Raw genomic sequence first — 14,948 nt, 5'->3', positions numbered from 1 at the left:
GTTGAACATGTACTGAGAGAACATCTTGTCCTGCTGAGCCCGCACGGGGCGGCTGCTGATGCCCAGCATCAGCAGCACAACTCCCGCGGCCCATAGTTTAGTTGCAAACTGGTTTGCCATCCGAATTAGCGGTTAATAGTCATGTATCGAACAAACTTGCGGCCATCGCTCAGATTCACTACGTAGTAGTAAGTGCCATCAGGCACCCCGTTGGAGTCGGCCGAGCTGAGCACGATACCCGTGTTCGGCTTGCCATCCCAATCGTTTTTGTAATCCTCGTTTTTGTAGACCAGATTACCCCAGCGATTGTAAACTTCCAGGCTAACCGTCAGTCCATTGGCGCCCCGGATCACGAACAGATCATTAATTCCATCGCCGTTTGGAGAGAAGCCTTGCGGGATGAAAATCTCCTGATAAGTCGGCAGCAAAGTCAGCGGAGTAGCTTCGCGCTCATTCGGATCAGTCGGATCGCCATTGCCGTTGAGGTCAGGATTCAACCCACTCGTCGATATATCGCTTACCGTACCTGTCTTCGACTGAGCTGTCGCATAAGCCGTGTTCAGGAAGGTTGTGGTCGAGCCATCGGCGATGACGTTGATCACCATCCGAATTGTATCGACTTTACCCACCGCCAGCGAACTGGTGCTGTCGCCCAGCACGATGACCGGATCCGACACCCCGTTGTAGTTCGGGTTGAGCTTGAGGGCACTACCCGTCGAGGTGATGAACGGCGCTTTCACCAGGCTGAAGATTGATCCTGTCTGGGTGTTGAACACCTTCGAGAGCGTATCAGAGATCGTCACATTTGTCAATGGATCAGGTCCGTAGGCTTTCACCACGATCTGATAGGTGACGTTGTAGCTACCATCCGACTGACGAACCGTATCGGCTACGGCCATGGCCAGACCAATGTGCGAATCCGTAGCACGACCGTTCAGCACAATTGGTGTTGGCTGGCTGTTGTTACGAGGATCCAGGTCATTGTCTGGGTCATTGTTCGTACCGGCAGTCGATGCATCATCCACCAGCTCATCAGACGGCGTTTTAGCCGATGCCAGCGCTGTGTTGTAGAAGGTCAGCGAGTCTGGATTAACACCCGACACATCGACCCGTACCGTGAAGGTCAGCGTTGCTTTGGCACCCACTGCCAACGTACTAGCGGTATCGACCAGCATCTTGGTAATCAAGCCCTGGCCTGTGTACAGCGTGTCGACCGTTACAGTTCCTGTGCTGGCCACATGAATCCGGTTGCTCACAATCAGTGCTCCTTTACCGAAAGCTGTCGAGAGGTTATCCTCTACCTGTACATTCTTCAGCGGCTCGGTTCCCATGTTGGTCAGCGTGATGGTATATGGAATGTCGTATACCCCATTCTGTACCAGCGTTGGTGTACCCACCTCTTTGGCTACCCCAAGTAAGCCCTTGGGCAGATCGAAGCGAACCGTGGTTAAAGCAGAGCCCTGCGGTGCCGGATCGAATCCATTGTTGGAAATATCCTTCACGGTCTGCGACGAATCTGGTGTCGTACCGCTTACTGTAGCACTGGAGTAGAATGGACCGTTGTTACCATTGGTTTTCACATTCACCACAAACACTACCGTATCCTGAGCACCAGCGGCCAGTTTGCTGGCATTAGTCAGCAGATCGGACTGCGACGAACCGTCGAAACCTGTGTTAGCAACCAAGGTGCTACCTGCTCCCACTACGGGGCCACCAACTACGCTATACGACGCTGGCGAGATAAATACCTTGTTCAGGCTATCGGTCAGGCTCAAGCCTTTCAGTTCGACATCTCCGAAGTTCTTAATCGTTGCCTTGTAGGTCACGTTGTACGAACTATCGGGTTGCTGCTCAACTTTAACAACAGCCAGGGCCAGACCGATGCTTGGTCCCTGTGGCTGGCCAGTTCCCAGCGTGAAGCTGGTGACCACCGCGTTGTTGGTTGGATCGCCATCGTTATCTGGGTCAGCCACACCGCCATCGGTCGACATATCCGTCACGGTTCCCTTACTGCTGGTGGCCGATGAGCCAGCCAGGTTGTAGAACGCTTTCGTCGTGTCGCCCGCTACGCGTTTCACCGTAACGTCCAGTACCATAATCTGCGATTTACCCGGCAGGATGTAGCTGGCAGAATCCAGCAGGTTTGTATGGCTACCGCTTCCGGTAAATTGTGAATTAACCTTCAGCGTTGAAGCCGCATCCGATAGCGTTACACTAGCCGATACCGTATTCGGACGGAAAGCGTAGGCCAGATCATCATTTACCTGAACACTGCGCAGGGTATCCTCACCGAAGTTGGTCACTACAAATTTGTAGGCCACCTTCACAAGAGAATCACCAATCGCCTGCGGTTTACCCAGCACCGACTTCGCCAGACCGATTACGCTGGCTTTGTGGGCCGAGGTATCTTTCACCGTTACGCTCGATTTGTTGTTAGCCAGGTTGGTTTCCTTATTGTCGAGATAAACAATCTCGGCCGTATTGACAACCTCCTGATTTTTCACGGTCAGACGAGCGTTAAACACGATCTGCGTAGAAGCTCCTGTTTTCAGGCTATCGATGTGTTTCGTTACAACACCGTTGGAGACCGTGAAGCTGCTACTTGGGGTCGGTATTAGTTCCAGCCCTTTAGGCAGTACATCGCGCACATCTACATTGTAAGCCGTGTGTGGGCCTGCGTTGCTAACCGTGATGGTATAGGTTACAGGAGCACCGTTCTGTACAAATGCTGTACTTGCCAGTTTGGCAATGCTCACATCCGTATTCAACGTATCTGCGGCACAGTTGAAGACTTTCACGACCACTTTTGATGGTTTGCTGACACATCCCTGCGCGGTCCGTTCAACTACCCAATAGGTTCCCTCACAAACTGAATCCGGACGGATCACAATATTCGAGGTCGAGCATTCGCAGATCCGATACGTATAGGTGCTGCCAGCTGTTGTTGTCGACAGAGCCTTGGTCAGATCCACAATTTTCGATGGACACTCGTTACGCAGGTTGTGTACCAGCGGGGGAAGTACCGGCTCAGCGACATTCACCTTAACAGGCTCTGAACTTACCGAGCTACAACCCGAACCATCGACCAGTTGCACACTGTAGGTTCCGCTATGCTTCACAATGATCGTCTCACTCGTAGCACCATTGCTCCATTTGTAGCCTGTATAACCCGCAGGGGCTTTCAGGGTTACCGAGTCGCCATAGCACAGATTCTGAGCACCGACTACCGTTACAACAGGTACGTCCTTAACACCATTGATCGTCAAATCCATAGCGTCCGTTGCCACTGGGCAATTCGGATTCGTAGGTGTTACAGTCAACGTCAGCGTTACTTTGCCCGTCTGCAAATCAGCAGCACTAGCTGTATAAACGGCGTTCAATGCATAGGGGTTATCGAAGGTACCTGTACCACTGGTGGTCCAGTGGGCGGTTTTACCTGAACCGCCCATGGTTCCACTCAGTTGATAGGTTTTCGCTGCACACACACTCGCATCGGCGCCAGCACTGGCCGTTGCCGGATTCACACCATCACAAGGCGTTGGCTCACTACAGGTAGTCACCTGCACATGAATCGCTACCGGCAGACTTACGCAACCGTTCGTCGTTTTCTCAATCACATAGTAGACGCCCGTACCTACGTGCGCTGGATCAGCGACTTTGGTACTCAACGTAGCATCCGTATAGTATTCGAACACACCACCTGTTGTGGCTGGGTTACTGGTTACGCCTTTCGACAGATCAGCCGTAGTAATCGGACAGGTATTGGTCAGATCCGAAACGGTTGGTACTGGTACTTTTGGCAGTACATTCACACCCACTGTGTTCGACGCATCACTCTTACAGTAGGTCGAGTTGCAGCATTGTGCCGAGAACGTTGTCGAGCTAGCAGGCGAAACAACCAGTGTATTACCTACCTGATTATTGGACCAGGTTACGTAGCTATCTGGCGAACAACCCTGAGCGACCAGCGTTACCGAAGCGCCGAAGCAGACCGTAGCATTGCTGCCACCACCCAGTATCGAGATCGTTGGTGCCGATGGCTTACCTACCTGGATCGTCGTTGCTGCCGACCACTCACCTTCACAGCTACCCACTTTACACTTCACGCGGAAGGTAACATCCTGGGTTGGGGTTACAGTCAGGATCGAGCCCGTCGTTTGCTGTGCGTCGGACCACTGGTAGTTACCATCTGGGCAACCTGTAGCCGTCAGCGATACGGTTTCACCCACACATAGGGCCGACTTGTTGCTCACAATGATCGGGATAGGTGGTGTACCTAAGCTGATGTGTACCGTTGCCGATGGCTTGCTGGCACAATGATCAACTTCACAGATAGCCGTCAGCCAGGTTTCAGCATAGACACTTGTCGTATACACAGCGCCTTCTTTGCCGTCTGACCATTTCACGGTACCATTTTCACAACCCGTTGCGGTGATCGAAACGGGTCCACCCGAGCATACGGTGAGCGAAGTAGCCGATAGCGTTGGCGCATCGATGACGCATACTTTTATAGCAGCACCCGTTGCATCCAGGCTGGCACACTTGCTACCAATCAATTGTTGTACGTCGGCAATGGTCGAGAGATTCTGTTTCACCTGCGACAGATCGAGGTAGCTTGCATCACCCGAGTTTGCGTTGTATACCAATGTATGGATCGTGTAGTGGGCATTCGAAGCCTCTACCGTAAACTGTGGTGCAGCTCCTGTTTGCTGAACAACACCGTCTTTGGCCAACAGATAGACTACTGAGTAGCCCGTTGGTTGTATCAGACCACCATTTGTAGTGGCTGCAACTACAGCCGTTGTACTGGTGCTGGCACAAACCTTGTCATTCACAGGCGTCAGGCTTCCCGCTTTAACCACGCAATCGCCAGGATTGATGATGACGGGGTTCGATGGATCGCTCAGACATGCATGGTACTGACACTGTGCGTAGTAGGTCTGTGTACCGTTGGGTATCACGACAATCGACGTGCCTTTGTTATTGCCATTCACATCGTTGGCCGACCAGATCACCGTACCTGTGCAGCCCGAAGCGGTCAGGGTTACCGAACCACCCGGTGTTACACTCGTTGTCGATGCGACGATGGTCGGTGCTGTTACTGGAATTACCGTAATCGTGTAAGGTTGGGTCGTGGTGCTCTGACACACGCCATCCTGACAGTATACCGTATAGCCCGTAGTAACGGTTGGCGAAACGATAATGCTCGTTGTTGTTTCACCTGTGCTCCAGTGTGGTGTACCCTGGCAGTTTTTCACCGAGAGTTTCACCTCTTCACCTGGGCAGATCGTATCGGCACTACACAGGCAACGAACAATCGACGGTGTCGGTGTTGGGGTTACCTGAACGTTTACCACATTCGACTTGCCAGAACCGCAGGCAGAGCCGCTTGCTGGTATACACAGTGCGTAGAACTCGTGGTTCGACGGAGTCACCGACACGGACACAACAGCGCCTGTCTGGCCATCCGACCATTTCACCGTTCCGTTGCAGCCCGTAGCCGTCAGCGATACTAACCCACCACTACAGATTGCGGTTGTCGATGCTACAATCGTTGGTGCAGGTGCTGGCGAGGTATTCACCGATATACGAACCGAGTTAGAAGCACTGCTCTCGCAGGAACCAATCTTACAGGTTGCGTAGTACGACTTGCTCTCGGTCGGATAGATCGTGATGACCGATCCTGTTTTATCCACGCCGTGCCAAACCACTGTACCTGTGCAACCTATGGCTGTCAGCGAAACAGGTTCGCCACTGCAAACACTCGTGCTGCTGATCCGTACGATTGGCGCTTGTGGGTTAACTACAGCCACCGATACCGTATTTGAAGGATTGCTCAGGCAAGTGCGGTATTTACACTGTGCGTAGTAGCTGATGTTAGCCGTTGGATGTACGGTAATGCTAGCACCCGTATCCCCATTCGACCACAGTACTGTACCGTTGCAGTCAGCAGCCGTCAGTGTGATCGCACCACCTGCACAGACCGTATCGGCACTGGCCGTAATCGTTGGGATTACTGGAGCCACCACCTGAATCGTGTATGTTGGCGACGACTTGCTGGTGCAGCTACCGCTCTGGCAGTATACCCAGTAGGTATTGCTACCCAGTGCTGGCGTTACAACGATGCTCGATGTAGTAGCCGTTGTGCTGTTCCAGTGCGGTGTACCGATACAGTTCTCAACCGTTAAGGTTACCGTTTCACCCGGACATACAACCGACGTGCTGCATACAATCGTTGGCTGTGGCTGCTCGGCGTTCATGTTGATCGTGATAACAGCCGGGTTGCTTAGGCAGCTACCCTGACGGCACTGTGCCGTGTAAGTCGTTTTGCTGTAAGGCGTTACAACAATCGAGTTACCTGTCTGTGCTTTATCCGACCATTCGATGATACCACCCTGACAACCCGATGCAGTCAGCGTTACCGATGTACCTGGGCAAACGTTTTCGGCACTAGCGACAATTACTGGTGTCTGAGGCTCAACCACGGTGACCGTGACTGGTGCCGACGCCTGACTTACACACTGGCCAATTACGCAGCTAGCTGTATAGGTAGTCGTAACCGTTGGAGCCGCAAAGATTGTAACACCTGTGCTTCCGTTCGACCATTTGACCGTACCGTTTTCGCAACCTTTCGCACTGAGCGTTGTCGTACTGCCTTTGCAGATCTGGTTGATAGCACAGATAAGCGTTGGCGGTGCCACGTTGCAATCGATAATTGGCGTTACCGTTCTCGATGTATCGTTCAGCGCATGGTTTGGATCGTTGTTCGAGCCACTGATGATGGCCGTATTTTTCAATGAACCACCTGCATTGATTGTTGCTTCAATCAACAGTTCTCGGCTCGAGCCCGGAGTCAGCGAACCAATGGTCCAGATACCCGTTGCAGGGTTATACTGGTTGACTGGTGTCGAACTCACGTAGGTCAATGTTGCAGGTAACAGATCGGTTACTTTTACATCGGTACCCGTAATCGGCCCATTGTTAGAGGCTGTGATCGAGTAGGTAATTTTCTGACCTACCGAGAACGGACCAGCCGTCACCACATCTTTCACTACTGCCAGATCGGCCAGGCACTGACCTACTGTAATCGTCAGCGACGAACGTGTGCTGCTTACGCAACCTTCCGAGCTTACGGCTTCCGCATAGTAGACTGCATCGCCCGCTTTGGCAGGTGTCACCGTCAGTTTACCTCCGCTTACAGTCGTTCCGATCAGCGTTCCATTCTGGTCATACCAATTTATTTTACCGTTCGGTGCGAAACCAACCAACTTAGTGCTACTGCCCTGGCAAACGAGCGTGTCATCGCAGGCTACACCCAGCGGAGCATCAGGCCGTTTGTTGATTTTCACCAGTACAGCATACGTGGCTGGGGCACAGGTACCCACACCATCTGGATCATTTGTCGTAACCGTTAGCAGGACATTACCAGCAGCGACATCGGCAGGCGACGGCGTGTAGGTCGTTGTCAGGCTGCCGGGTGCACTGAATGAACCACCAATTGTTGTTGCCGACCAGGTTACGCTGGTTGCTGAACCACCAAGGATCGCTCTCAGCGAGATTGGGTCACCTTCACAAACCGAAGCCAGGGCAACTGCCGTTACGCTTGCTGGGTTCTGACAGCTACAATCAACGATTTCAACATTCAACACCGTCGGGCTGCTGTAGCAGTTATTCTGCTTGGCAAATAGATAGTATTTACCTGCGCCTACAGCCGTAAGGTTCGTTACTCGTGTCTCAGCCGACCGTTCGAGACTGGTGTACCATTCATAAGTGAGACCATTCGTGTGGTTCTCAACATGAACCTGTGTCAGATCAACCGTCGATTGAGGGCAGGTATTTTTCATAACACCCAGGCAAATCGGCACTGGCACCGTTGTCACCTGAACAACCACTGGCTTACGAGCACTTACGCAACCATCTGTAGTGAAGGCTTCAGCATAGTAAACCGTCGTCGTTGTTGGGTTCACGGTCAGCGACGCTCCATTCGAGGTTGTAGCGAAGGCCACGCCATCGTAAGGCGTCAGGTACCACCGTATCTGAGCATTTGTCACCGACGAAGTAGCCGTCAATGAAGCAACATCACCATTACAGATCGACAGATCGTTCGAAGCGATCAGACTGAAGTTGACTGGGCAGGTGTAGTAACCAGCATCGAGGTTACCATTAAATTCGCCTGGTGCCAGTGTTACTGACCGCGTTTTGCCCGTGATGGCATCCGCATCACTGTCCTTCGCATCATTGCCACCCTGTTGAGCCAAGGTTGCCGTATAGCCCGAAGGAGCTGTGAAGCCTACTGCATAACTAGTGCTGCTACCTGGTGTTAAGCCGGTGAAGCTATAGAAGCCAGAGGCATTAGTTACCGTCGTTGCCGAAGCAACACCGTTGGTATACAGTATGACGGTTACCCCGGCAATACCCGGTTCGCCTTCGTCCTGAATGCCATTCTTGTTGGTATCATTCCAGACAAAGTCGCCCAACCCAGCACTTGGGATATAGAAGCCTGCATCCAGGGTTGAATTAAACTCACCCGGTGCCAGCGTCACTGACTCGGTCCGGCCTGTGATCAGGTCCGCGTTCGAATCCTTCGTACGATCGGTGCCACTGTAGGGTACCGAAGCCGTATAGCCCGATGGTGCTGTGAAGCCCACTACATAGCTGGTGCTGCTGCCCGGTGTTAAGCCCGTGAAGCTATAGAAGCCCGACGAATTGGTCACCGTAGTGGCCGAGGCTACACCATTTGTGTAAAGTATAACCGTCACACCCTGAATACCCGGCTCGCCATCGTCCTGAATACCATTATGATTGATATCATTCCAGACAAAGTCGCCTAATCCAGCACTTGGCACATAGAAGCCAGCATCCAGATTCAGGTTGCTTTCACCTGGGGCCAGTGTTACAGAACGTGTCTTGCCTGTGATCAGATCAGCATCGCTGTCTTTCGCATCATTGCCACCCTGCTGAGCAAGGGTTGCCGTATAACCCGATGGCGTTGTAAAGCCTACCGAATAACTTAGGCTATTGCCTGGTGTTAAGCCCGTGAAGCTGTATATGCCCGACGCGTTGGTTACTGTCGTCGCAGAAACTACACCGTTTGTATAGAGCGTAACGACTACGCCAGGAATACCGGGTTCGTTATCGTTCTGAATACCATCTTTATTAATGTCGTTCCAGACATAATCACCCAAGCTTGCTTTCACTACCTCTTGTGCTGGTGGTATGTAACCAGCGTCGAGGGTCGGATTGAACTCACCTGGTGCCAGTGTGACCGATGCCGTTAAACCTGTAATCAGATCAGCATCGCTATCGAGTGCCTTATCCGAACCACTTAGCGGAATCGTTGCCGTATAACCCGTTGGAACCGTGAAGCCAACCGAGTAGCTTAGGCTACTTCCTGGAGTCAGTCCTGTGAAGCTATAGAAGCCCGACGAATTGGTTACTGTCGTACCCGTAGAGACGCCATTAACATATAGCGTAACGGTTACGCCCTGAAGACCCGGTTCGTTTCCATCCTGAATACCATCCTTATTCAAATCAACCCAGACAAAGTCGCCCAGACCTGCACTTGGAATGTAGAACCCAGCATCCAGCGTCGGGTTGAACTCTCCCGGTGCCAGCGTCACTGATTCGGTCCGACCCGTGATCAGATCCGCGTTTGAATCCTTGGTGCGGTCAGTGCCACTGTAAGGCAGGGTAGCCGTGAAGCCTGATGGTGTCGTGAAGCCCACCACATAACTAGTGCTGTTGCCCGGTGTCAAGCCCGTGAAGCTGTACAAGCCAGAGGCATTAGTTACCGTCGTTGCCGAAGCAACACCGCTGGTATACAGGGTGACGGTTACCCCGGCAATAGCTGGCTCGCCATCGTCCTGAATACCGTTCTTATTGATGTCGTTCCACACAAAGTCACCCAGACCTGCACTTGGAATGTAGAACCCAGCGTCCAGCGTCGGGTTGAACTCACCCGGTGCCAGCGTCACTGACTCGGTCCGACCTGTGATCAGGTCCGCGTTCGAATCCTTGGTGCGGTCGGTGCCACTGTAAGGCAGGGTAGCCGTGAAGCCTGATGGTGTCGTGAAGCCAACCACATAACTGGTGCTGTTGCCTGGTGTCAAGCCCGTGAAGCTGTACAAGCCAGAGGCATTAGTCACCGTGGTGGCCGAAGCAACGCCATTAATATAGAGGACAGCCGTTACACCCTGAATTGGCGGTTCGCCATCATCCTGGATACCGTTCTTATTAATGTCGTTCCACACAAAGTCACCCAGACCTGCGCTCGGGATGTAGAACCCAGCGTCCAGCGTCGGGTTGAACTCACCCGGTGCCAGCGTCACTGACTCGGTCCGACCTGTGATCAGGTCCGCGTTCGAATCCTTGGTGCGGTCGGTGCCACTGTAAGGCAGGGTAGCCGTGAAGCCTGATGGTGTCGTGAAGCCAACCACATAACTGGTGCTGTTGCCTGGTGTCAAGCCCGTGAAGCTGTACAAGCCAGAGGCATTAGTCACCGTGGTGGCCGAAGCAACGCCATTAATATAGAGGACAGCCGTTACACCCTGAATTGGCGGTTCGCCATCATCCTGGATACCGTTCTTATTAATGTCGTTCCACACAAAGTCACCCAGACCTGCGCTCGGGATGTAGAACCCAGCGTCCAGCGTCGGGTTGAACTCACCCGGTGCCAGCGTGACTGATTCGGTCCGACCCGTGATCAGATCCGCATTCGAATCCTTCGTACGATCGGTGCCACTGTAAGGTAGGGTAGCCGTGAAGCCTGATGGTGCCGTGAAGCCGACCGAATAACTTAGGCTATTGCCCGGTGTCAAGCCCGTGAAGCTATACAAACCAGAGGCATCAGTCACTGTGGTAGCCGAGGCTACACCGCTGGTATACAGTATGACGGTTACCCCGGCAATAGCTGGTTCACCATCATCCTGGATACCGTTCTTATTAATGTCGTTCCACACAAAGTCACCTAGACCTGCACTTGGAATGTAGAACCCAGCATCCACTGTCGGGTTATTCCGGGCCGTACTAGATTCTGGCTGACTGGTATCAATTGTGTAAATGCCTGTAAATCCGTTGAGCCCGGCATCACTGTCCAGATCGTCAGTAACACCAGCCGCATTAACGGATGTAGATTGGTAACCCGAAGGCGCAATAAATCGAACAATGTAACTTCCGTCGGTAAGACTATCAAACAGGTATTTACCACCACCAGAGGTAATGGTCGAATCTAGTTTTACGGTACCTGTATTGTCGTACAGATAAACCTTTACACCATTGATACCCGACTCGGAATTATCCTGTTTACCATCTTGATTGGCGTCAAGCCATACATAGTCGCCCAGACTTCCATAAGGACCCTGATTGACTTGTATGTTACAGCAGTTCGATGAAGGACAGCCATTTCTGTAGGTAACAAAGCGATAGGTACCTGGACTTTTGATAGTCAGGGACGAATCACTGTTAACCTCGGCCAGCGAGGTAGATACAGCACTTGAACTAATAGGTACATCATCTCGGTACCATACAATTTGATCATAGCCAGATGGTATGGTTACCGTATATTCATCGCCAACGTACCATAATATAGGTACCGAAAAACAAACGGCATCATAATCATCTTCAGCCAGGCTTTGGTTACCGGGGATCGAGTTTAAATCCGTTTGATCGGCCCCTGTTACTTCAGCCGTATTAAACCAGACACCCCGTTCCAGTACGGTAGCTTTCAACACCAAAACCGCCGAATCGCCGGAAGCAATTGACGGAATCGACCAGGTACCCGTTGTGGCAGTTAGTGAGCCTGTAGGGGTAAATGTGCCTGTACCGTGCGTGACCGTAGCCGACCCCGGTATAAATGAAACTCCACCCGCAGGCAGATCATCTTTAACAGACACATTGGTTGCGGTAGTGAAACCAGATGCGTTAGTGACTACAACGGTATACGTAACCACATCACCAATAGCTGGCGACTGACTACTTATTGATTTGTGAAGACTCAGGTTAATCTTTTGAGTCTGAGCCTGAGCTGGCAAAGCCGCCACTCCGAGCAGTAAAAAGGCCAGAACTGACAATGCCTGAAGCATTGATGCACTATGATGGGCATAGCCAACAAACGAGGAAAGCCGTTGTAGATAGCTATTCCATCGCGGAGGAATCCGTCTCATAGCTGCCGATGTTCTATCTGGAACAGGTAAATCCATCGGTTTATGAGGTGATTTGTTAAGTAGAGATTGCTCATTCATTGGTCGGCGTACAGGAAAATAAAAAGCGTTTGAACTAGTGTGGATACCATAGCCGGGTGGTCCAGAATCAATGATATTAGGCGGTTCTCGGTCGAATCCACTAAACCCACGCCTACTTTTTGTTTGATTGAATGCAAAATCAACTAAGGCTGAATCACTCGTTTTCCCTTGTGAAAACAAGGGCATTTGGAAGACCTGCATGGCCTGGTCATACCATTGCCAGATATAGGTAATCAATGTTCCAATCAACCCTATCTTTCGATAAGGATCACTGGCGGAATGGTATCGCTTGGGTAGTTGCCTACCATTAACCGTAGGGACAAAGCGACCGGTATGTTCTGTGTGTAGCGTAGACATTTCTTCCATTTGGACTTAATTTGGAATGATCTCAGTGAGTCTGATACGATCCAGGCAGATCAGAATAATTCTGAACAGCCATACGGAAATAAATCACGGTCAATCAACCGGAGTTAGTAGACTCAATAGCTTCTTAAAAATTAACTAAAACTATGCCAAACAACAGTTTCGTTTTGGCCCATCGAATCAATAATCGCCAAAAACTCAACTTTTAGAGACTTTTCACGAAATAGCTATGATTAAGCGGTTTGCATGAAAACCTTTTATTCTACGACTGTAGGATACGGTGGGGCCGAAAGGGCTTAGCGAAAACTATGCCAACTCTATTGTATACTTATGCACTTTCTTTATTTATTTGTGTGCATCGAATTGTTACCAACAATTACGATTTAGGCTATCAAAAAATACAGCTATTGCTCAAAACAAATACTTAAGTTATCGGTATACCGCATTTATTACATATCAAACTATGTGCCTAAACTACATATTCAACACCATTTATTTATTAAATGCAATGTATCCTAGCCTACCCAATACAAAAAGCCACGCTAGCGTGGCTTTTTGTATTGGGTAACGTACCTATTCAGCTGTTAAAAATCATATCCAAGTGAGAGATACGCAATTGGTTTGCCTACCGTCTTGTCTTCCAGGCCCCAGGCATAGTCAAACTTCACAAAGTAGCCAAAAATCATTGTCCTTACGCCAGCCCCGTATCCAATCAGGAATGGGTTTTTGAAGTTTGTGACAATAGCCCTGAATGGTACAGAGCCCCCGCCAACAATCTCGGTATTCAAACTATTTTGCTGGCTAAATGGCCCACTACCCGTCCAGGCAGTTCCTATATCCGAGAATGCGACCAATTGAAGATTACGCAAAAAATTAGACGTTATATTACCCCGGTATAAATACCGAACCAACGGAAGCCGAAGCTCAGCATTAAACAGCATATAGCTGTTCCCCGTAAGTTTACCCTGACGGAACCCGCGCAATGGAGCGGCAAAATCTAAAAAGAATACATCCCGATAATCGGACTGGATAACGTTTCGCTCTGTATTCGGAATCAACAGGGGGTTCGACGAAACCGGCTCCTTCGGATTAGGCCCAATCCAGTTTTCCATACCACCAAGTGTCGCTTTCTTCGGAGACGCCCCCCCCGACTGGCTAAATGCAAACCGAGCTGCCAGAATCAGATCCCGATGTATTTTCTGATAGTGTCTTAAGTCAAACGACAGCCGACGGAAACCCTCCGAAGACGAACGCAGTCCTGCATACTCTTCATACCGGAGTTTCATGCGCGTGCCTTCAACCATGTTCATGCCGTTTACTTTCGAATTGTCGAAAACAAACTCTCCTCGCAACCCGGCATAATCGGACACATGGTCTGGCTCAGAAAACGATGATAGATCAATTAGTCGGGTCAGGGCGTAGAACGGTGATACCGTAAACCGGCTATTTACCGAGATTGGGTAGGAAGCCGATACCGCAAAGCGATTATACCGATACTTCTGTAACAACCCAGCTCCATCAACAAACAGGGTTTGCCGATCAATCCGGGCACCATAGTCGATCCGGTGGGTCAGATTGGTATATTCAGCAAATAACTCACTGTTGCGCAGTGTGTTAGTCAAACTAATAAAACCACCAGCCCGTAGTACATGGTTCTCCAGCAAGTCCGTCAGCGTTACATCCTGTGCGTATCCAAACCCCTTGATAGGGTCGATACGCCAGCTCGATGGTGCTTCATTAATACCAAACGTGCCTTTATACTCAAAGGGTCCACGAATCGTGATATTTTCCCGGCGTCGGTTACGTGGTAAGGTAGTAGTTATACTAGGTGTTGAACCTGTTATTGAGCGACGCTGGCGATACTCAGCAGCTTTCAGGACCTCAGGATCAAACTGATAATTATCGGTATCGACTTCGCCTGGTTCCAAAGCTAGTTTCGACCCTGTATTCGACTGCGGAGTATTTGTCTGTCCCTGAGCTACTTTACTAGAGTCTGTTACAGTAGATTTTGACCGAGCAGTCGTATCAGCTTTAGGTTGTCCAGGCCGGGCTCCCATTGTTCGGGCAATTGAGGCACTTCGTTGGGTAGGCGTCGATGCCACCGATTGGGTCAGACTGATTTGCGAACGAAACCCTATAAACTCGCGACCATTTTTCAGGCTGCTATATACAAACCCACCATTCGATGGAATCAGATCATACAGACGGATACTTTGTGGAAAAGCCGTTAAGGGCGACACAGAGCCACTTTCAGTCTGTAACCTATATAAATTACGGATACCGTTGGCATCGCTCAGGAAGTAAATCGTCGATTCATTGGCGGGTATAGGTTGCGTAGCGTGATAA

Annotated in this window: 1 protein-coding gene and 1 pseudogene; both read right to left on the bottom strand. The window is 50.8% G+C overall.

Translation table 11 applies throughout. The features are described from left to right. Positions 1-125: 125 nt before the first annotated feature. Positions 126-12,080, bottom strand: a complete 11,955-nt coding sequence (locus tag BGO59_RS30285) for an SdrD B-like domain-containing protein (RefSeq protein WP_293690458.1) — start codon at positions 12,078-12,080, stop codon at positions 126-128. Positions 12,081-13,186: 1,106 nt separating this feature from the next. Beyond that, positions 13,187-14,948: pseudogene (locus BGO59_RS30280) on the bottom strand (hypothetical protein); the annotation flags it as partial.

This window comes from Spirosoma sp. 48-14 (assembly GCF_001898575.1).
Taxonomy (GTDB): Bacteria; Bacteroidota; Bacteroidia; order Cytophagales; family Spirosomataceae; genus Spirosoma.
Note: the sequence above shows the minus strand (reverse complement) of the source record. Positions and strands in the feature narration are given on the sequence as shown.

Coding starts and splice junctions, on each gene's coding strand:
- BGO59_RS30285 (WP_293690458.1), bottom strand. CDS start 12,080: ATGCTTCAGGCATTGTCAGTTCTGGCCTTTTTACTGCTCGGAGTGGCG.